The 17,792-nt window shown below is 72.9% G+C and carries 21 protein-coding genes; 13 read left to right on the top strand and 8 right to left on the bottom strand.

Annotated elements, in window-relative coordinates; translation table 11 throughout:
- The first annotated feature begins 67 nt into the window (after window positions 1-67).
- The 4 genes from DDE18_RS00700 to DDE18_RS00685 all read left to right on the top strand — a co-directional run bounded on the left by DDE18_RS00700 (window position 68) and on the right by DDE18_RS00685 (window position 4,109).
- A complete protein-coding gene (locus DDE18_RS00700; protein WP_211754347.1) occupies window positions 68-553 on the top strand; it encodes an ATP-dependent zinc protease family protein in 486 nt (161 codons plus the stop codon).
- A complete protein-coding gene (locus DDE18_RS00695; protein ID WP_116570323.1) occupies window positions 553-1,572 on the top strand; it encodes a succinylglutamate desuccinylase/aspartoacylase family protein in 1,020 nt (339 codons plus the stop codon). The genes DDE18_RS00700 and DDE18_RS00695 overlap by 1 nt, the downstream gene beginning before the upstream one ends.
- Complete coding sequence (locus tag DDE18_RS00690; protein ID WP_116570322.1) at window positions 1,569-2,699, top strand: DNA glycosylase AlkZ-like family protein; 1,131 nt, start codon at window positions 1,569-1,571, stop codon at window positions 2,697-2,699. The genes DDE18_RS00695 and DDE18_RS00690 overlap by 4 nt, the downstream gene beginning before the upstream one ends.
- A gap of 66 nt (window positions 2,700-2,765) precedes the next feature.
- Entirely contained in the window at window positions 2,766-4,109 is a 1,344-nt protein-coding gene (locus DDE18_RS00685) for a dihydrolipoyl dehydrogenase family protein (RefSeq protein WP_116570321.1), read from the top strand.
- A gap of 13 nt (window positions 4,110-4,122) precedes the next feature.
- On the opposite strand, the gene DDE18_RS00680 is transcribed toward DDE18_RS00685, so the two are convergent.
- Window positions 4,123-4,797: a hypothetical protein gene (locus tag DDE18_RS00680; RefSeq protein ID WP_116570320.1), complete on the bottom strand. Its 675-nt coding sequence runs from the start codon at window positions 4,795-4,797 to the stop codon at window positions 4,123-4,125.
- Between the two features lie 42 nt (window positions 4,798-4,839).
- Here DDE18_RS00680 and DDE18_RS00675 point away from each other — a divergent pair, with 42 nt between their 5' ends.
- Window positions 4,840-5,022: a hypothetical protein gene (locus tag DDE18_RS00675; RefSeq protein WP_116570319.1), complete on the top strand. Its 183-nt coding sequence runs from the start codon at window positions 4,840-4,842 to the stop codon at window positions 5,020-5,022.
- A gap of 33 nt (window positions 5,023-5,055) precedes the next feature.
- On the opposite strand, the gene DDE18_RS00670 is transcribed toward DDE18_RS00675, so the two are convergent.
- Entirely contained in the window at window positions 5,056-5,811 is a 756-nt protein-coding gene (locus tag DDE18_RS00670) for a DinB family protein (RefSeq protein WP_116570318.1), read from the bottom strand.
- A 92-nt stretch (window positions 5,812-5,903) separates the two neighbouring features.
- Here DDE18_RS00670 and DDE18_RS00665 point away from each other — a divergent pair, with 92 nt between their 5' ends.
- From DDE18_RS00665 to DDE18_RS00650, 4 genes are read left to right on the top strand one after another with little or no spacing between them, the layout of a single operon-like run.
- Window positions 5,904-6,464: a class I SAM-dependent methyltransferase gene (locus DDE18_RS00665; RefSeq protein WP_116570317.1), complete on the top strand. Its 561-nt coding sequence runs from the start codon at window positions 5,904-5,906 to the stop codon at window positions 6,462-6,464.
- Between the two features lie 60 nt (window positions 6,465-6,524).
- Window positions 6,525-7,097 (top strand): dienelactone hydrolase family protein, encoded by a 573-nt coding sequence (locus tag DDE18_RS00660; RefSeq protein WP_116570946.1) that lies wholly within the window; start codon window positions 6,525-6,527, stop codon window positions 7,095-7,097.
- A gap of 7 nt (window positions 7,098-7,104) precedes the next feature.
- Entirely contained in the window at window positions 7,105-8,469 is a 1,365-nt protein-coding gene (gene chrA, locus DDE18_RS00655; protein WP_116570316.1) for a chromate efflux transporter, read from the top strand.
- A complete protein-coding gene (locus tag DDE18_RS00650; protein ID WP_116570315.1) occupies window positions 8,466-8,927 on the top strand; it encodes an MOSC domain-containing protein in 462 nt (153 codons plus the stop codon). The genes chrA and DDE18_RS00650 overlap by 4 nt, the downstream gene beginning before the upstream one ends.
- Window positions 8,928-8,941: 14 nt before the next feature.
- Here the strand turns inward: DDE18_RS00650 and DDE18_RS00645 are convergent, their stop codons facing one another.
- Genes DDE18_RS00645 through DDE18_RS00635 form a run of 3 tightly spaced genes read right to left on the bottom strand, consistent with a single transcriptional unit; the run spans window position 8,942 to window position 12,535 of the window.
- Window positions 8,942-9,388, bottom strand: a complete 447-nt coding sequence (locus DDE18_RS00645; protein ID WP_116570314.1) for a CBS domain-containing protein — start codon at window positions 9,386-9,388, stop codon at window positions 8,942-8,944.
- Window positions 9,385-10,218 (bottom strand): formate dehydrogenase accessory sulfurtransferase FdhD, encoded by an 834-nt coding sequence (gene fdhD / locus DDE18_RS00640; protein ID WP_116570313.1) that lies wholly within the window; start codon window positions 10,216-10,218, stop codon window positions 9,385-9,387. The genes DDE18_RS00645 and fdhD overlap by 4 nt, the downstream gene beginning before the upstream one ends.
- 10 nt (window positions 10,219-10,228) lie before the next feature.
- Complete coding sequence (locus DDE18_RS00635; protein WP_116570312.1) at window positions 10,229-12,535, bottom strand: FdhF/YdeP family oxidoreductase; 2,307 nt, start codon at window positions 12,533-12,535, stop codon at window positions 10,229-10,231.
- Window positions 12,536-12,610: 75 nt separating this feature from the next.
- Here DDE18_RS00635 and DDE18_RS00630 point away from each other — a divergent pair, with 75 nt between their 5' ends.
- Window positions 12,611-13,978 carry an FAD-binding oxidoreductase gene (locus DDE18_RS00630; protein WP_116570311.1) on the top strand — a complete coding sequence of 456 codons (1,368 nt, stop codon included), beginning with the start codon at window positions 12,611-12,613 and terminating at the stop codon, window positions 13,976-13,978.
- Window positions 13,979-13,988: 10 nt separating this feature from the next.
- Entirely contained in the window at window positions 13,989-15,095 is a 1,107-nt protein-coding gene (locus DDE18_RS00625; protein ID WP_116570310.1) for a pyridoxal-phosphate-dependent aminotransferase family protein, read from the top strand.
- 9 nt (window positions 15,096-15,104) lie between these two features.
- Here the strand turns inward: DDE18_RS00625 and DDE18_RS00620 are convergent, their stop codons facing one another.
- The 3 genes from DDE18_RS00620 to DDE18_RS00610 form a co-directional block, all read right to left on the bottom strand.
- Window positions 15,105-15,563, bottom strand: a complete 459-nt coding sequence (locus DDE18_RS00620) for a GNAT family N-acetyltransferase (protein WP_116570309.1) — start codon at window positions 15,561-15,563, stop codon at window positions 15,105-15,107.
- A gap of 89 nt (window positions 15,564-15,652) precedes the next feature.
- On the bottom strand, window positions 15,653-16,189 hold the full coding sequence (locus DDE18_RS00615) for a TetR/AcrR family transcriptional regulator (RefSeq protein ID WP_116570308.1): 537 nt from the start codon (window positions 16,187-16,189) through the stop codon (window positions 15,653-15,655).
- Window positions 16,189-16,758: a sugar O-acetyltransferase gene (locus DDE18_RS00610; RefSeq protein ID WP_245916369.1), complete on the bottom strand. Its 570-nt coding sequence runs from the start codon at window positions 16,756-16,758 to the stop codon at window positions 16,189-16,191. The genes DDE18_RS00615 and DDE18_RS00610 overlap by 1 nt, the downstream gene beginning before the upstream one ends.
- 81 nt (window positions 16,759-16,839) lie before the next feature.
- On the opposite strand from DDE18_RS00610, the gene DDE18_RS00605 reads away from it, so the two are divergent.
- Both DDE18_RS00605 and DDE18_RS00600 read left to right on the top strand, forming a co-directional pair.
- Window positions 16,840-17,130 carry a hypothetical protein gene (locus tag DDE18_RS00605; RefSeq protein WP_211754346.1) on the top strand — a complete coding sequence of 97 codons (291 nt, stop codon included), beginning with the start codon at window positions 16,840-16,842 and terminating at the stop codon, window positions 17,128-17,130.
- Between the two features lie 63 nt (window positions 17,131-17,193).
- The gene (locus DDE18_RS00600; protein ID WP_116570307.1) at window positions 17,194-17,787 is read left to right on the top strand and encodes a dihydrofolate reductase family protein; all 594 of its coding nucleotides are present in this window, start codon (window positions 17,194-17,196) and stop codon (window positions 17,785-17,787) included.
- Window positions 17,788-17,792 lie beyond the last annotated feature (5 nt).

The raw sequence follows: 17,792 nt of genomic DNA, 5'->3' as shown, positions 1-17,792 counted from the left end.
ACCAGGCGCGGGGCCCGCTGGGCGGCAGGTTGCCGCCACGCCGCTGGGCACCTGAGAGGATGCGCGCGTGCCCCAGCAGCCCCACGAGACCACGGATGCCACCCGGGCGGGGTGGCGGGAGTGGGTGGCGCTGCCGGGCGCCGGAGTGCCCTGGATCAAGGCCAAGCTCGACACCGGAGCACGCTCCTCGGCCATGCACGCCTTCGACCTGGAGCAGTACGAGGTGGACGGCGAGGCCTGGGTGCGGTTCTCGATCCACCCGTGGCAGCGGTCCACCGACGACGCGGTGCTCACCGAGCTGCCCGTGCTCGACCGGCGCCGGGTGCGCAGCTCGTCGGGCCACACGGTGGAGCGGCCGGTCGTGCTCATGGACATCGAGCTGGTCGGCCGCGTCGTCACGGCGGAGATGACCCTCACGCGCCGCGACGAGATGGGCTTCCGGATGCTGATCGGCCGCGAGGCACTGCGCCAGGGCTTTCTCGTCGACCCCGCTCGCTCCTACCTCGGCGGCCGCCCCAAGCGGCGTACGCGCCGGAAGAACCGGGGGGCCTAATGGCGCGCGAGTCCTTCGCGATCGGCTCCTGGCGGGTGCGCGCCGGTCAGGCGCGCGAGCTCGAGCTGCCGATCACCCGCCTGGTGACCGGCGCCGACGTCAGCCTGCCGGTGCGGATCGTGCACGGCCGCGAGGAGGGCCCGGCCGTGTGGCTGGCAGCCGCGATCCACGGCGACGAGGTGGTGGGCGTCGAGGTCATCCGCCGGGTGCTCGAGGGGCTCTCGCCGCGGCAGCTGCGCGGCACGGTGATCGCCGTGCCGGTCGTCAACGTGCTGGGCTTCATGAACGGCACCCGCTACCTCCCCGACCGGCGCGACCTCAACCGCTCCTTCCCCGGCTCGGCCCGCGGCTCGCTGGCCGCCCGGATCGCCCACCTCTTCATGACCGAGGTGGTCGCCAAGTGCGAGGTCGGCATCGACCTCCACACCGGCTCGGACGCGCGCAGCAACCTGCCGCAGGTCCGGGCCGACCTCGACGACCCGCAGACCCGCGCGCTGGCCCAGGCCTTCGGCGCGCCGGTGATGCTGCACGCCCGCATCCGGGACGGCTCGCTGCGGCACGCGGCCCGCGAGCGCGGCACCAAGGTGCTGCTCTACGAGGCCGGCGAGCCCCTCCGCTTCGACGACTTCGCGATCGAGCCCGGCGTCGTGGGCGTACGCCGCGTGCTCGCGGCGCTCGGGATGGTCGACCCGGTCGAGCCACCCGAGCAGCAGAGCCTGGTCTCGCGCAGCTCCAGCTGGGTGCGCGCCAAGAGCACCGGCATCCTGCATCTGGAGGCCCACCTCGGGCAGGTCGTGGAGACCGGCCAGCGGCTCGGCGGCCTCTCCGACACCTTCGGCCGCCGGCTGCGGCTGGTGCACGCCCACCGGCCCGGCATCGTCATCGGCCGCACCCAGGCGCCGCTGGTCAACTCCGGCGACGCCCTGGTGCACATCGCCGGCCTCGAGGATGTCGCCCTCACCGAGCAGGCTGCCGAGGACGTCGTGCACGATGAGCTCTCGGACGACCACCCCGCATGAGGTCCGGCGAGGTGCACGAGCTGACCCGGGACGACGCCCGGCGGATCGCCGTACACGCGCAGCTGTTGTCCGCCGAGCGGCCCACCGACCTGCTCGGCCTCGTCCGCCACCTCACGATCCTGCAGGACGACCCGACGAAGGCGGTCGCGCCGAGCGCCGACCTCGTCGCCTGGAGCCGGCTCGGCGGCGGCTACGACCCCCGCGAGCTCGAGCAGGCACTCGCCGTGGGGACGCTCGTCGAGCTGCACAGCATGATCCGGCCGGCGGAGGACATCGCGCTCTTCCGCGCGGAGATGGCCGCCTGGCCCGGGCCCGGCCCGCTCACGGAGTGGCAGGTCGACATGCGCGACTGGGTGGCGGCCAACGACCACTGCCGCCGCGACATCCTCGACCGGCTGTACGACGAGGGGCCGCTGCCGGCGAGCGCCTTCCCCGACACCACGGCGGTGCCGTGGGAGTCGAGCGGGTGGAACAACGACCGCAACATCCGGATGCTCCTGGACCGGATGGTGCAGCGCGGCGAGATCGCGATGGCCGGCCGGGAGGGGCGCGAGCGGCTGTGGGACCTGGCCGAGCGGGTCTATCCCGACGTCGAGCCGGTGCCCCTGGAGGAGGCGCTGAGGATCCGCGCCGAGCGCCGGCTCCGCTCCCTCGGGCTGGCGCGGGCCCGGAGCTCGAAGGTGCCCGGCGAGCCGGCCGACGTCGGCGAGGTCGGTGAGCCCGCGGTGGTCGAGGGGGTGCGCGGCAAGTGGCGCGTCGACCTGGCATACCTCGACGCGCCGCCCCTCGACCTGGCGACGGGCGGCCGCGTCGCGCTGCTCTCGCCGCTCGACCGCCTGGCTTACGACCGCAAGCGGGTGGCCGAGCTGTTCTGCTTCGACTACCAGCTGGAGATGTACAAGCCGGCCGCGAAGCGGCGGTGGGGCTACTGGGCGCTGCCCGTCCTCGCCGGCGACCGCCTCGTCGGCAAGCTCGACGCCACCGCCGAGCGCGACGCCGGCGTGCTTCGCGTCGACGCGGTGCACGAGGACGAGCCCTGGCCGCGCGACGTACGCGTCGCCGTCGAGGCCGAGATCTCCGCGCTCAGCGAGTGGCTCGGCTTCGAGGAGGTCGTCCGCCCGGACTGACGCCCGGCCGCACGGCGGGCGCTAGCGTTGTCCCGCATGCTGTCGCCGTAGATCCGAGGACGTGCCATGGACGAGTTCGACGTGATCGTGATCGGCGGCGGCCCCGCGGGGGAGAACGCCGCGCAGTACGCCGTGCAGGGCACGGACCGCACGGCCGCGATCGTCGAGGCGGAGCTGCTCGGCGGGGAGTGCTCCTACTGGGCGTGCATGCCGAGCAAGGCGCTGCTGCGGCCGCTGGACGTGCGGCGCACGGCCCGGCACCTGGAGGGCGTCACCGACCCCGACGTCGACGTGGCCGGGCTGCTCGCCCGCCGCGACGTGTGGGTCTCCCGCTACTCCGACTCCGGCCAGGTCTCCTGGGCCGAGGGCGCGGGCCTGACGGTCGTGCGCGGGCGCGGCCGGCTCGCGGGCAAGCGCGAGGTCGAGGTGGTCTCGGGGGCGGAGACCCGGCTGCTGCGGGCCCGCGAGGCCGTCGTGATCGCCACCGGCAGCGTCGCCGTGGTGCCGGACGAGCTGGCCGCGGTCGCACCGTGGACGTCGCGGGACGCGACCGGCGTGAAGGAGGTGCCCCCGTCGCTCGCGATCGTCGGCGGCGGGGTCGTCGCGTCGGAGGCGGCGCAGTGGATGGCCGACCTGGGCTGCCGCGTGACCGTGCTGGTGCGCGGCGACCGGCTGCTGGGGCGCACCGAGCCCTTCGCCGGCGAGCTCGTCGCCGAGGGCCTGCGCAGCGCCGGCGTCGACGTGCGGCTGGGCGTGTCCGTCACCTCGGCGAGCCGGGACCAGGCCGCCGGCGCCCCGGAGCTCGGCCGCCCGCACGGCGGTCCGGTCACCCTGACGCTGTCCGACGGCTCCACGCTGGAGGTCGCCGAGGTGCTCGCCGCCACGGGGCGGCGCCCCGCCACCGACGAGCTCGGGCTGGACGAGGTGGGCGACCCGCTGCCCGACTGGCTGCACACCGTCGGCGACGCGAGCGGTGAGGCGCCGCTGACCCACTGGGGCAAGTACCAGGCGCGGCAGGCCGGCGCGCTCATCCAGGCCCGCGCCCGCGGCGAGTCGCCGCCCAGCCCCCCGGAGACCGTGCCCGTGCCGCAGGTCGTCTTCACCGACCCACAGGTCGCGGCCGTCGGCCTCCGGGCGGACGAGGCCGGTCCCGGCGCCACGGTGCTGGACGCCGACCTTTCGGGCGTGGCCGGCGCCTCCCTCCTGCGCGACGACCTGTCCGGGCAGGTCCGGCTGGTGGTCGAGGACGGCCTGCTGGTCGGCGCGACCTTCGTCGGCCCCGAGGTGGCCGAGCTCGTGCACGCGGCGACCGTCGCGATCGTGGGCCGGGTGCCGGTCGAGGTGCTGCGGCATGCCGTGCCGTCGTATCCCACCGCCAGCGAGATCTGGCTGCGCCTGCTGGAGCAGTGACGCAGCGCAGGGACTACTGCTGCCAGCGGGTGCGGCTGCTCGGCACCCGCGCGGCCGGGTCCGGCGGCGGGCCGACCTGCAGCTCCGCGCCGTACTGCCAGCCCTTGCGCAGCGGGAGGTAGGCGCCGCTCCAGAAGGTGCCGGGGTCGAACCAGTGCGCCTTGCGGTCGTCCTGCAGGATGCCCATCTCCTGGAGCGTGATCGCCACGGTCTCGGCGCAGAAGGCGTCCTCGGGGCGCACTTTCTCGCCCCGCTTGCGGCGCGGCAGGTAGGAGTCCCGGCCCGCCAGCCAGCGCCAGCCGGCCTTGACGGTGCTCGGGAAGGACACCCCGTCCAGCCGCGCGATCGTGCGCAGCAGCGCGTCCTCCTCGGCCCTGCCGACCTCGGGCGTGAGCTGCCTCAGCCAGGCCGCCTGCCCGTAGGTCACCCGCCAGCGGCGGACGGACTCGCCCAGGTCGTGCAGCTGCACTCCCCGGTGGTGGCCGCCCGTCCAGACGTCCTGGACCGACTTGCTGAGCTCCGCGTGCCACATCAGCGGTGGCAGGTCGTCGACCACGACCGCCATGCCAACGTGGTTGACCGGCGCGTTGGTGAGGACCCGGATGGCGCGGTCGGCCACGGTGCGGCCACGGAAGAGCCACAGGTCGCCCGTGCGGGTCAGGCCGATCGCCTCGTCGATGTCGAGCATGGCCGAAGTCTGCCCGGTCGCCGTCTGGTTAGGCTTCCCCGCGTGCGCGCATTCTGGAAGTGGCTGGGCCTGGCCGGCGTCGTCGGCGTCGCGGTGACGGGCGCCGCGGTCGCCCGGCAGGAGCGCGTACGCCGCGCCTACACGCCCGAGCAGGTGCGCGAGCGGTTGCACCAGAGACTGGCCGAGGCCGAGGAGCGCCGGGATTCCTCCGCGACCCCTGGGTGAAGCCCCCGGTAGGACCCGTCGCCGGCTCTACTCCTACGGAGTCCGCGTGGAGGTCAGGGCGTCGAGGTCACGCTCGGCGTAGACGCGGTGCTGCCACTCCTCGTTGAGCACGATCGACAGCACCTCGATCACCGGGTAGGCGTCGGCAGGTGGCCATGAGGGCCCCTCCACCGGGGTGGTGCGCTCGCCGAGTCGCTCGTCGGTGAGGTCGGCGACCACCCGGCGTACCGTCGCCATCCGCTCGGCACGCACCGCGAGCACCTCGTCCAGGGTGGGCCGCGCCTCGCGGTCCCAGGGCATCTCCGGGTGCGGGTCGGCCCCGTCGAAGGGCAGCCCCAGCGGGTGCCACGGCCGTGGGTCGCCCAGGAGCACGCGGTTGATCCACACGTCGGTGGCGTGGACGAGGTGCCGCAGGGTCTGGATGAACGACCACTCCCCGTCGACCGACGCGTGCAGCAGCTCGGGATCGAGGCCGCGGGCCCGCTCGACGGTCTCGGCCCAGCGCCGTTCGACGATGTCCCACGCCTGGCGGAAGCCGGCCGCGTCGGTCGGCCGCATCCGCGCCCGGTCGGGGTCGCGGCGGTCGAGCTCCGCCTCGACCAGGGGCGCCACGTCCACGCCGTTGATCCGCAGGTCGGCGACCTCGCCGTCGATGTCCACGTGCGCGAGCAGCACGCCGCGCATCACCACGTCGCGCATATCGGCCTCACGGAACCGGGCACCGCGCAGGTTCACCTCCCGGAACATCGCGCCGGCGAGGTTGCGGTGCTCGAAGATCTCTTCCCCCATGGATCCACGCTAGGCCTGTCGTCGCCGCCCGCGCAGCGTTCGCGGTGCGCTGATGCCGCCCGGACCGTGGACCGCCGGGGCATGCTGGGGCGATGAACGACTTCGACAAGGCCTCCTGGGACGAGCACTACCGGCATCCCGGGCACGACCACCACGGGCACGGCCGGCCCCACCCGCAGCTCGTCGCGGCCGCCTCGACGCTGACCCCCGGCTCGGCGCTCGACTCGGGCTGCGGCGAGGGAGCGGACGCCCTGTGGCTGGCCGAGCAGGGCTGGCGGGTCACTGCCGTCGACATCTCGACGACCGCGCTCGCACGCGCGCGCACCCGGCCCGGCGCCGACCGGGTCGAATGGGTCGAGGCCGACCTGGCCGCATGGGCGCCGGACGCGGCGTACGACCTGGTCTCCTCCCAGTTCGTCCACGTGCCCGAGGGTGGCTACGACAGCTACTACCGGGCGCTCGCGGGCGCCGTCGCTCCGGGCGGCACGCTGCTCGTCGCCGGCCACGGGGCGGGCGGGCACGATCACTCCGGGACCGCACAGCCCGCGTTCGATCCCGCCGCGGTGATCTCCGTGCTCGACCCGCACGGCTGGGAGGCGCTGGCCAGCGAGGAGGGCGATGCCGTCGTGCTGCGAGCCCTCCGGCTCCGGTGAGTGTCCCTGGTCGCGTCTAGGGTCCGTCTCGGGGTCGCTCGACGAAGAGGAGAAGTGAAGATGGCCGAGGTGCTGCTGTTCCACCATGCGCAGGGACTGACCGAGGGGGTCCGGGCCTTTGCCCAGGAGCTGCGCGACGCGGGCCACGAGGTCCACGTGCCGGATCTCTACGACGGGGAGATCTTCGCCACCACCGACGAGGGTGTCGCCCACGCACAGGCGATCGGGTTCGACATGATCCAACAACGGGCCGCCGAGGTCGCCGCGGTGCTGCCGGAGACGCTGGTCTACGCGGGGATGTCGCTCGGCGCGGCCCCGGCGCAGCAGCTCACCCAGACCCGCCCAGGAGCCAGGGGAGCCCTGCTGCTGCACGGATGTATCCCGACGGAGGCCTTCGGCGCCTGGCCGAACGGCGTGCCGGTGCAGGTGCACGGGATGGCCGACGACCCGTGGATGGCCGAGGGCGACCTCGACGCCGCCCGGGCGCTCGCGGCACAGGTGGAGGGAGCCGAGCTGTTCGTCTACCCCGGCGACGGCCACCTGTTCACCGACTCGAGCGTGCCTGACTACGACGCGGAGGCCGCCACCCTGCTGACCCGCCGCGTGCTGGAGTTCCTGACCCGGCTGGCATGATGCGGGCATGGCGCAGGCGGCTCGCGAGGACGTGATCCCCCTCCGCGACGCGACGCGCGCATGGTTCTCGATCTCGCTGCAGACCTTCGGGGGTCCGGCCGGCCAGATCGCGGTGATGCAGCACAAGCTCGTCGACGAGAAGCGGTGGATCGGGCAGCAGCGGTTCCTGCACGCGCTCAACTACTGCATGCTCCTGCCCGGGCCGGAGGCCCAGCAGCTGGCGATCTACACCGGCTGGCTGCTCAACGGCACCCGCGGCGGGCTGATCGCCGGCAGCCTCTTCGTGCTGCCCGGCATGCTCGCGCTGCTGGTGCTCTCCGCGATCTACGTCGCGTTCGGCGAGACCGACCTCGTCGCGGCGCTCTTCGCCGGCGTCGCCCCGGCGGTCATCGCGATCGTCGTCCAGGCCGTGCACAAGGTGGGCAAGCGCACCCTCCACCACGTCGCGCTCACCGGCCTCGCGGTCGCGTCGTTCCTCGCGCTGACCCTCTTCGCGGTCCCCTTCCCGGTGGTCGTGCTCGCCGCCGGAGTGATCGGCTGGCTGCTCAGCCGCCGGTGGCCGATCGTGCAGGACGGCGCCGGCCACGGTGCCCAGGACGGTCCGCAGCCGCTCATCAGCGACGAGGCGCTCCACCACGAGCTGCCTTCGAGACGGCGGTCGTTGGGGGTCGTGACAGTCGGCCTCCTGCTCTGGTTCACCCCGGTGGCCGCCTGCGCCCTCTTCCTCGCCTCGACACCGGTGCTGCTCGACCAGGGGCTCTTCTTCTCCGGCACGGCGGTGGTCACCTTCGGTGGCGCCTACGCGGTCCTCGCCTTCGTCGCCCAGCAGGCGGTCGGCGTCTACGGCTGGCTCACGCCAGGCGAGATGGTGCGCGGGCTCGCGCTCGCCGAGACGACGCCGGGGCCGCTCATCATGGTCGTGCAGTTCGTCGCCTTCGTCGGCGCCTTCCGCTCCCCGGGGGCGCTCGACCCGTGGGTCGCGGCGTTGGTCGCCTCGCTGCTGGTCACCTGGGTGACCTTCGTGCCCTGCTTCCTCTTCGTGCTGCTGGGAGCGCCCTACGTCGAGCGGCTCCGCCACAACCAGCACCTCTCTGCTGCCCTCACCGGCATCACCGCGGCCGTCGTCGGGGTGATCGCCAACCTCGCGGTCTTCTTCGCGCTGCACAACCTCTTCGACGAGAGCCACACCGTCACCTCCGGCCCGGTCCGGCTCGATGTCCCGGTGATCTCGAGCTGGGACCCCTTTGCCTTCGCGCTCACGGCCGTGGCGCTGTTCGTGATGTTCAGTCGCGGCTGGAGCCCGCTGCGGACCCTCGGGCTGTGCGCGCTCGTGGGGCTGTGCGCCTACCCCGTCCAGCAGCTCCTCGGATGACCGAGCCGGTCCGGGTCCACGCGATCCACGTCGCCAAGGCGCGGCGGCTGCCGACGCGGGCGGTGGAGTCGGTGTACGCCGAGGCGGGCGCCGGCCTGGTCGGCGACCGCTACCACGGCACCCGCCACCGCCACGTGACGCTGCAGTCGCTCACCGACCTCGCCGACGCCTCTGCGGAGCTCGGCACCGAGATCGACCCCGGCGCCACGCGGCGCAACGTCACGATCACCCAGGGTCCGGTGCCGACCACGCCGGGCGACCGGCTCTGGATCGGCGACGTCGAGCTCGAGGTGGTGCGCCAGTCCGCGCCTTGCCGACTGCTCGACGACTGGATCGCGCCCGGCGCGATGAAGGCCCTGCACCGCCGGGGCGGCACGGTCTGCCGGCTCCTCGGCTCGGGCGAGATCCGCGTCGGCGACCCCGTCATACTGCCCGGCGCGTCGAGCGGGACGAAGTAGCGCCCAGGCCCTCCTCAGGCCCGGCCGCGCTCCTGGGCGCGCGCGCTCACGTCGGAGTCGGAGCAGAAGCCGGTGCCGCTGCGCTTGAGGCACAGCAGACCCAGCAGGGTGAGGTCGTCGTCCACGACCGCGAGCCGCCGGCCGCCGTCGGCGGCCATCCGCTGCCGTGTGGCGGTCAGGTCGGTGTCCGGCGCGACCAGCCGGTCGTCCAGGGAGCCCAGGGCCGCGGCAAGGGTGTCGCCGGACAGCTCCTCCAGCAGGTCGTCGCGGTCGACCACCGAGACCAGCCGGCCCCCGTCGACGACGAGGGCGAGGTGCACGTGGTCGTCCTCGAAGAACCTGCGGAGGTCGGCGACCGTCGCCTGCACGCCGTGGACCTTCGGGTGGTGGATCATCGCGTCCGCGACGACACGCGGCGGTGCAGCAGCCTCTGCACTCCGGGGGTGGCATTCGGTCGTCATGGGTCCATCATCCCGATCCGTTCGGGGGCGGTGTAGATGTTGAGCGAGGAGCCGCGCAGGAACCCGACGAGCGTCATCCCGCGCTCGGCGGCGAGGTCCACGGCGAGCGAGGAGGGCGCCGACACCGCGGCGAGCATGGGGATCCCGGCCATCACCGCCTTCTGGACGAGCTCGAACGAGGCCCGGCCACTGACCATCAGGACGGTGCTCCGCAGCGGCAGCAGCCCGGACTGGAGCGCGTCGCCGACGACCTTGTCCACGGCGTTGTGCCGGCCGACGTCCTCACGGAGGGTGAGCAGCTCGCCCTCGGCCGAGAACAGCCCGGCTGCGTGCAGTCCACCCGTGACGTCGAAGACGCGCTGGGCCGCGCGGAGCCGATCAGGCAGTGACGTGAGGAGCTCGGGAGACACGACCAGCGGGTCGTCGGCGACCGACCACCGCGCCGAGGTCTCCACGGCCTCCAGGCTCGCCTTGCCGCACAGCCCGCAGGACGAGGTGGTGTAGAAGTTGCGCTCGAGGGTCAGCTCCGGCAGCACCACGCCCGGCGCCAGCGACACATCGACGACGTTGTAGGTGTTGCCTCCGTCCGCGGTCGCCCCTGCGCAGTAGCGGACGGCTCTGACCTGGTCGGCCGACCACACGACGCCTTCGCCCACGAGGAAGCCCGCTGCGAGGTCGAAGTCGTGGCCAGGGGTGCGCATGGTGACGGTGAGGGCGCGCCCGTCGACCCGGAGCTCCATCGGCTCCTCGACGGTCATCGTGTCCGGGCGGCGCGTCACCATCCCGTCGCGGATGCGCACCACGGGTCGCCGCGTCGTCACGCGTCCCATCGGGGTCCCCTCATCGTGAGGTCGCTTCCGCGACGCGCTCGAGGCGCACGATGACGCCCTTGGAGGTGGGGGTGTTGCTGATGTCCGCCACGCTGTCGAGCGGCACCAGGACGTTGGTCTCCGGGTAGTAGGCAGCCGCCGAGCCCCGCGCCGCCGGGTAGGCCACTGCACGGAAGCCCCGTGCCCGGCGCTCGACGCCGTCCTCCCACACGCTCACGAGGTCCACCAGCTCACGGTCGGCGACGCCCAGCTCTGCCAGGTCCAGGGGGTTGACCAGCACCACCCGGCGGGCCTGATGGATCCCGCGGTAGCGGTCGTCCATGGCGTAGGGGATGGTGTTCCACTGGTCGTGCGAGCGCAGTGACTGCAGCACCAGATGGCCCGGCGGGGCGTCCAGGCTGACGAAGTCGTTGCAGGAGAAGACCGCCCTGCCGCTCGGCGTACGGAAGACGTGGGAGTTGATCGGGTTGGCAAGCCGGAAGCCGCCCGGCGCGGTGACCCGTGCGTTGAAGTCCTCGAAGCCAGGTACGACGCGCGCGATGCGGTCGCGGACCAGGCTGTAGTCGCGCTCGAACTCGCGCCACGGGATCGCCGGGCCGTCCGCGCCCAGCGTGCGCTCCGCCAGCCGGCAGATGATCGCCACCTCACTGAGGAGTGCCGGGGAGGCAGGGTCGAGGCGGCCGTGCGAGGCGTGCACCTCGCTCATCGAGTCCTCGACGGTGACGAACTGCTCGCCGGTCGCCTGGACGTCGCGGTCGCTGCGCCCGAGGGTCGGCAGGATCAGGGCAGCCTCGCCGCACACGGTGTGCGAGCGGTTCAGCTTGGTGGAGATCTGGACGGTGAGGCTGCAGCGGCGCAGCGCGGCCTCGGTGACCTCGCTGTCCGACATGGCGCGGACGAAGTTGCCGGCCGCCGCGACGAAGACCCTGGCCCTGCCGTCCCGCATCGCCCGGATCGCCTCCACGGAGTCGAGGCCGTGCCGGGTCGGCGGCGTGAAGCCGAACTCGGCCTCGAGCGCGTCGATGAACCACGGGGGCACCCGCTCCCAGATGCCCATCGTGCGGTCGCCCTGCACGTTGCTGTGCCCGCGCACGGGGCAGACCCCGGCGCCGGGCCGGCCCAGGTTGCCGCGCAGCAGGAGGAAGTTGACCATCTCGCGGACCGTGGGCACGCCGTGCTTCTGCTGGGTGAGGCCCATCGCCCAGCAGACGATGACCTTCTTGCTGGACAGCACCGTCCGGTGGACCTGCTCGATCTCCTCGCGGGAGAGCCCGGTCGCGTGCAGCACCTCGTCCCAGCCGACCGCCCTGACGTGCTCGGCGAACTTCTCGAAGCCGGTCGTGTGGGCCTCGATGAAGTCCCGGTCCAGCACCGTCCCCGGCGCGGCCTCCTCGGCCTCCAGCAGGAGCCGGTTGAGCATCTGGAAGAGGGCGAGGTCGCCGCCGGGCCGGATCTTGAGGAACTGGTCGGCGATCGCGGTGCCGCGGCCGATCACGCCGCGCGCGTGCTGCGGGTTCTTGAAGCGGATCAGCCCCGCCTCGGGCAGCGGGTTGACCGCGATCACCTTGCCGCCGTTGCGCTTGGTCTGCTCGAGGGCGGTGAGCATCCGGGGGTGGTTGGAGCCGGGGTTCTGGCCGACGACCAACACCAGGTCGGCCTCGTAGATGTCCTCCAGCGACACGCTCCCCTTGCCGGTGCCCAGCGTCTCCATGAGCGCGGAGCCGCTCGACTCATGGCACATGTTCGAGCAGTCGGGGAGGTTGTTGGTGCCGTAGGCGCGGGCGAAGAGCTGGAGCAGGAAGGCTGCCTCGTTGTTGAGCCGCCCCGAGGTGTAGAACAAGGCCTGGTCGGGTGACTCGAGCCCGCGGAGCTCGTCCGCGACGAGGCCGAACGCGTCGTCCCAGCTGATCGGCTCGTAGTGGGTGCCGCCCGGCCGCTTGACCATGGGCTCGGTGAGGCGGCCCTGCTGGTTGAGCCAGTAGTCGGACTTGCCGTCGAGCTCCTCGACCGAGTGCGCACGGAAGAAGCCGGGCGTCACCCGGCGAGTCGTCGCCTCGTCGTTGACGTGCTTGGCGCCGTTCTCGCAGTACTCGTTCTTGTGCCGGTGCCGCGGCTCGGGCCAGGCGCAGCCGGGACAGTCGAAGCCCTTGGTCTGGTTCACGCTCAGCAGGGACAGGGTGGTCCGCCCGACCGAGTTCTCGCCGAGGGCGTACTTCATCGCATGTGCCACCGCAGGTACGCCGGCGGCCCAGGTCTTGGGTGGGCTCACCTCCAGCTCGTCGACCGGGTCGACGTCCGGGCCGTCCTTCGTGCTCATGGCTCCATCGTGCCTTGCCGGTGCCCGGAGCGCTCCCCCGCTCCAGATGGCGGCACGTGATGGCAGAGTGGGGCCATGGAGGCCGACGTGCTCGCGCGCCTGGTCGATGCCCTCCCGGAAGGCGTGGTGGTCACCGGCGCGGCCGAGATGGAGAAGTACCGCGAGGACTTCGCCCGGGACGGCTCGGCCGGGACGCCGGCTGCGGTGGTGCGGGCCGAGGACGCCGCCCAGGTGCAGGTGGCGGTGCGGTGGGCAGCCGAGCACCGGGTGCCCGTAGTCCCCCGCGGCGCCGGCACCGGCCTCTCGGGCGGGTCCTCCGCCGTCGAGGGCGGCATCACGATCTCGCTCGAGCGGATGCGCGCGGTCGAGATCGACCAAGCGTGCCAGGTCGCGATCGTCGAGCCCGGCGCCCTCAACGTCGACGTCAAGATCGCCGCCGCCGAGCACGGCTTGTGGTACCCGCCCGACCCCTCGTCGTACGAGATCTGCTCGATCGGCGGCAACCTCGCGACCAACGCGGGCGGCCTGTGCTGCGTGAAGTACGGCGTGACCACCGACTACGTGCTCGGCATGGACGTGGTGCTCGCCGACGGCACCCTGGTCAGGCTGGGCGGCAAGCAGATCAAGGACGTCGCCGGGCTGCCGCTGCTCAAGCTCTTCGTCGGCAGCGAGGGCACCCTCGGCATCATCACCCGCGCGGTCCTCCGGCTCGTGCCGGTGCAGGTCGCCGGTGCGACGCTGGTCAGCGCGTTCCCGACGATGACCGCCGCGTCGCGGGCGGTCGTGGCGATCCGCCAGCGGGTGCGTGCCTCGATGCTGGAGCTGATGGACAACACCGCCATCAACGCCGTCGAGGACTGGCGCTCCCACGGGCTCGACCGCGCCACCGGCGCGCTGCTGCTCGCCCAGTCCGACGCGACGGGCGCCGCCTGCGAGGCGGAGATCGAGATGATCCGGGAGTGCTGCGAGCGCGAGGGCGCGGCCGCCGTCTTCACGACCACCGACCCCGAGGAGGCGGAGCTGTTCGTCGCCGCCCGGCGCAACGCCTTCCTTGCGCTCGAGCAGCGAGGCAGCGTGCTCTTCGAGGACGTCGGCGTCCCGGTGCCGCTGCTGCCTGCGCTGGTGGACGGGGTCGCCGGCATCGCCGAGCGGTGCGGGGTCGAGATCGCCGTCGTGGCCCACGCGGGCGACGGCAACACCCACCCGCTCATCGTCTACGACGCCGCAGACCCCGGCTCCGACGAGCGCGCCAGGAAGGCCTTCCACGAGGTGATGGCGCTGGCCATCGAGCTCGGCGGCACCATCACCGGAGAGCACGGCGTCGGGCGGGCGAAGAAGCCCGCGCTGCCCGACCAGCTCGGCGACGACGTGATGGCGCTGACCCGGCGCATCAAGGACGCCCTCGACCCCGACGGGATCCTCAATCCGGGGGCGATTCTGTAGGTTCGGGCGCATGACGCAGGTCGTGCAGCGGCACCTCTTCGGGCCAGGCCCCACCAACCCCTACCCCGAGGCGACCGAGGCGCTGGCCCGCCCGCTGCTCGGCCACCTCGACCCTGCGTTCCTCGCGCTCATGGACGAGACGTGCGACCGGCTCCGCGAGGTGTGGGGCACCGCCAACGCGCGCACCCTGCCGCTGTCGGCGACGGGGTCGGCCGGCATGGAGGCCGCCTTCGTCAACACGGTGCACCCCGGTGACGTGGTGGTCGTGGCGGTCAACGGGCTCTTCGGCCAGCGCATGTGCGAGGTCGCCTCGCGGTGCGGCGCCGAGGTGGTGCCGGTCAAGCACGAGTGGGGCTCGCCGGTCGACCCCGAGCGGGTGCTCGCCGCGCACCCCTCGCCGGCGATCGTGGCAGCCGTGCACGCCGAGACGTCGACCGGCGTGCGCTCCGACATCGCGGCGCTCGGCGCCGCGGTGCGCGAGGCCGGGGACGCGCTCCTGGTCGTCGACGCGGTGACCTCCATCGGGGGCATCGAGCTGCGGGCCGACGACTGGGGCATCGACGTGGGCTACGCCGGCACCCAGAAGTGCCTGGGGGTCGCGCCCGGCCTGGCACCCTTCACGATCAACGACCGGGCCTTCGAGCGGCGCGTCGAGCGTCCGCAGTCGTGGTACCTCGACCTCGGCCTGCTCGGTGGGTACGTCGGCGAGGCGGGCGGCCGGCCGGGTGCCCGGACCTACCACCACACCGCCCCGGTGGCGATGGTCGGCTCGCTGCACGCTGGCCTGGGCCGGGTCCTCGACGAGGGGCTCGAGCAGGTGTGGGCTCGGCACGCCGCCGCGGGGCAGGCGCTGCAGGACGGGCTCGAGGCGATGGACCTGGAGCTCTTCGCGGAGAAGGGCTCGCGGCTGCCGGAGCTGACCGCGGTCCGGGTGCCCGACGGGGTCGACTCGGCCGCCGTGCGCCGCATCCTGCTGGAGCGCTACGACATCGAGATCGGCGCGGGCGTCGGCGACTACGCCGCGTCGGTGTGGCGGATCGGCCTGATGGGTCCCAACGCCCGGCCCGACGCAGTCGCGCTCGTCCTCGGTGCGCTGGCGGAGACCCTCGGTCGCTGAGGCCGGCCCTCACAGGTCCAGCTCGTAGTAGAGCGCCAGCGGCCCCGCGCCCCTGCCCTCGTGGCAGTCGAAGCCGAAGCGCTCGTAGAGCGCGCGGGCGGCGGTGTCGTCCTCGCTGGTGTTGAGGTCCAGGTACGTCGCGCCGCGGGCCCGCGCCTCGTCGATGACTGCCCGGAGCAGCCTGGCCCCGAGGCCCCGGCCGCGGAGCCGGGGCACGACGTAGAGCTCCGCGAGGTAGCCCTCGAGCTCGTTGACTGTGCTCTGCAGCCGGAACCGCACGATCGCGTGCCCGACCGGGGGGTCCCCGATCAGGACCACCGCGGTGTCGCCCTGCGCGACCAGCCGCTCCAGGTGCTCGGCGAGCCCGGCCACATCGAGGACGGGCGTGTCGTACTCGGCGTCGAAGTCGACCTGGAGCTGCGCGGCGCGCGCGAAGTCCTCTGCGGTCGAGGCGATCCGGGTGTCCATGCCCGTCACTGTGCACCGATCGGCGTGCGTCGCACCAGAGGCGCGTGACTCGGGTGGAGGAGGACGAAGTCCCGTGACGAAACCACCGGTCACGCGACGGCGCGGCTGACGACCAGCCGGATCTCCTCCCTGGTCAGCCTCGAGGTCGAGAGCGTCTTGTGCATGACCAGGCCCTCGATCAGCGCGTCCACGCCGCGGGCGGTGGTGGGGTCCATGAAGCGCTCGAGCACCGAGCGACTGGTCCGCATCCAGGTCTCGGTGATCACACGCAGCGCCGGGTCGCGCAGGGCGGCGGTGTAGAGCTCGTAGGCGATCACCCAGTCGCGCGCCTCCGCGGAGGCGTTGCCGTGGATGAGGTCGGTCACGGCGTCGACGAGCTGCGTGCGGTCCTCCACGGCCTCGAAGTGCGCGGCGTACAGCACGGACATGCGCTCGGCGTGCCTCCCGAACGCCTGCGCCAGGAGGTCGCCGAGACCGGCGAAGTGGTAGGTCATCGAGCCCAGCGGCACGTCGGCCCGCGCCGCGACCGCCCGGTGCGTGGTGGCGGCGACGCCGCGTTCGGCGATCACGTCGAGCGCTGCGTCGATGATGCGGTCCCTGCGGTCGGGGTCCGTACGACGGGGCATCAGGCTGTCACAGCTCGCGCACCACCCGGGCGGGCGACCCGACAGCGACGACGCCGGCCGGAAGGTCCCGGGTGACCACTGACCCGGCCCACGACGGTGTCGGCCCCGATCGTGACGCCGGGGCAGACGATCACGCCGCCGCCGAGCCAGACGTTGTCGCCGATCACGATCGGCTCGGCCGCCTCCCACTTGTCCCGGCGCGGCCCTGGCTCGAGGGGGTGGGTCGCGGTGAGCAGCTGCACGTTCGGGCCGATCTGCACGTCGTCGCCGATGGTGACGGTCGCGACGTCGAGGCTCACGAGGCCCCAGTTGGCGAAGCTGCGGGCACCGAAGGAGGTCTGGTAGCCGTAGTCGCACCGGAAGGGCGGCCGGATCTCGCTGTGCTCCCCGAAGGCCCCCAGCAGCTCGGTGAACAGCTCCCGACGTCGTCGGTGGTCGGTCGGGTCCATCGTGTTGATCAGGTGGGTGAGTCGCTGCGCGCGCCGCGAGTCCCGCGTCAGGGCGGGGTCGTCCGCCAGGTACGGCTCGCCCGCCAGCATCCGGTCGCGCATGCTCTTCTCGTCGCTCATGCGTACAAACGTACACATGCGCTGGCTCGCTGAACCGCGCAATCCCGTGCACGGATGCTCCCGCGGGAGCATCCTGAGTGCATGAGCGACCGTGACGACTTCCTGGCGTGGGTGAGGACCGCGCTCTACGAGGCGGAGCTCGCAGTCCACAACGGTGACGCCGCCCCTCGCCGGGCGCTCTGGTCACGCAACGAGCCCGTCAGCGTCCTCGGCGCCTGGCGCAACGCCCACGGGCAGGAAGAGGTCGACGAGCTCTTCACCGCGCTCGGGCAGATGTTCTCCGACTGCACGTCCTACGAGTTCGAGCTGCTCGCGTACGACGTCGTCGGCGACATGGCGTACAGAGCCGGACTCGAGCACACCTCGGCGTGACGGACTGACTGACGCCTGCCGTGCGGGCAACGGATCCATCTCATCGGGAGGAGCACACCCATCATGGCGGTCACTGCGGACCTGTCGGTCTCCCTGGACCTCGTCGCGGCGGGAGAGGACCAGTCGCTGGAGCATCCATTCGGGCGCCGGGTCGGAGCCGGCGAGCGCCTGCACACCTGGATGTTCGACCACCGCGACGAGAATGCCGACGAGGTCTCGGCCATCACGGCGGCAGGCGCCTTCATCATGGGCCGGCACATGTTCAGCCCCGACCGAGGCGAGTGGGACCTCGAGTGGCGCGGCTGGTGGGGCCCCGAGCCGCCGTACCACGCGCCGGTGTTCGTCCTCTGCTCCCGACCGCGGGACCCTCTCGAGATGGAGGGCGGCACGACGTTCCACTTCGTCACCGACGGAATCGAGGCCGCTCTCCGGCGGGCGCTGGACGGGGCGGGCGACCAGGACGTCGCGATCGCCGGTGGGCCCACCACGATCAACGCCTATCTCCGGGCGGGACTCCTCGACGAGCTCCGGCTGCACATCGTGCCGATCACGTTCGGCGAGGGACTGCGGATCTTCGACGGGACGCCGGACCTCGAGCTGGTGCCGGTATCGAGCCGCACGACTCCACATGTCACGCACGTGACCTGGCGGCGCTGACTCCT

The organism is Nocardioides gansuensis (assembly GCF_003076135.1).
In the GTDB taxonomy this organism is placed as follows: domain Bacteria; phylum Actinomycetota; class Actinomycetes; order Propionibacteriales; family Nocardioidaceae; genus Nocardioides; species Nocardioides gansuensis.
This window is presented reverse-complemented; position numbering and strand designations above follow the sequence as displayed.

Coding starts and splice junctions, on each gene's coding strand:
- DDE18_RS00635 (WP_116570312.1), bottom strand. CDS start 12,535: ATGAGCACGAAGGACGGCCCGGACGTCGACCCGGTCGACGAGCTGGAG.
- DDE18_RS00680 (WP_116570320.1), bottom strand. CDS start 4,797: ATGCTCGACATCGACGAGGCGATCGGCCTGACCCGCACGGGCGACCTG.
- DDE18_RS00630 (WP_116570311.1), top strand. CDS start 12,611: ATGGAGGCCGACGTGCTCGCGCGCCTGGTCGATGCCCTCCCGGAAGGC.
- DDE18_RS00625 (WP_116570310.1), top strand. CDS start 13,989: ATGACGCAGGTCGTGCAGCGGCACCTCTTCGGGCCAGGCCCCACCAAC.
- DDE18_RS00685 (WP_116570321.1), top strand. CDS start 2,766: ATGGACGAGTTCGACGTGATCGTGATCGGCGGCGGCCCCGCGGGGGAG.
- DDE18_RS00620 (WP_116570309.1), bottom strand. CDS start 15,563: ATGGACACCCGGATCGCCTCGACCGCAGAGGACTTCGCGCGCGCCGCG.
- DDE18_RS00650 (WP_116570315.1), top strand. CDS start 8,466: ATGACCGAGCCGGTCCGGGTCCACGCGATCCACGTCGCCAAGGCGCGG.
- DDE18_RS00610 (WP_245916369.1), bottom strand. CDS start 16,758: ATGAGCGACGAGAAGAGCATGCGCGACCGGATGCTGGCGGGCGAGCCG.
- DDE18_RS00660 (WP_116570946.1), top strand. CDS start 6,525: ATGGCCGAGGTGCTGCTGTTCCACCATGCGCAGGGACTGACCGAGGGG.
- DDE18_RS00600 (WP_116570307.1), top strand. CDS start 17,194: ATGGCGGTCACTGCGGACCTGTCGGTCTCCCTGGACCTCGTCGCGGCG.
- fdhD (WP_116570313.1), bottom strand. CDS start 10,218: ATGGGACGCGTGACGACGCGGCGACCCGTGGTGCGCATCCGCGACGGG.
- DDE18_RS00670 (WP_116570318.1), bottom strand. CDS start 5,811: ATGGGGGAAGAGATCTTCGAGCACCGCAACCTCGCCGGCGCGATGTTC.
- DDE18_RS00695 (WP_116570323.1), top strand. CDS start 553: ATGGCGCGCGAGTCCTTCGCGATCGGCTCCTGGCGGGTGCGCGCCGGT.
- DDE18_RS00665 (WP_116570317.1), top strand. CDS start 5,904: ATGAACGACTTCGACAAGGCCTCCTGGGACGAGCACTACCGGCATCCC.
- DDE18_RS00645 (WP_116570314.1), bottom strand. CDS start 9,388: ATGACGACCGAATGCCACCCCCGGAGTGCAGAGGCTGCTGCACCGCCG.
- DDE18_RS00690 (WP_116570322.1), top strand. CDS start 1,569: ATGAGGTCCGGCGAGGTGCACGAGCTGACCCGGGACGACGCCCGGCGG.
- DDE18_RS00615 (WP_116570308.1), bottom strand. CDS start 16,189: ATGCCCCGTCGTACGGACCCCGACCGCAGGGACCGCATCATCGACGCA.
- chrA (WP_116570316.1), top strand. CDS start 7,105: ATGGCGCAGGCGGCTCGCGAGGACGTGATCCCCCTCCGCGACGCGACG.
- DDE18_RS00605 (WP_211754346.1), top strand. CDS start 16,840: ATGAGCGACCGTGACGACTTCCTGGCGTGGGTGAGGACCGCGCTCTAC.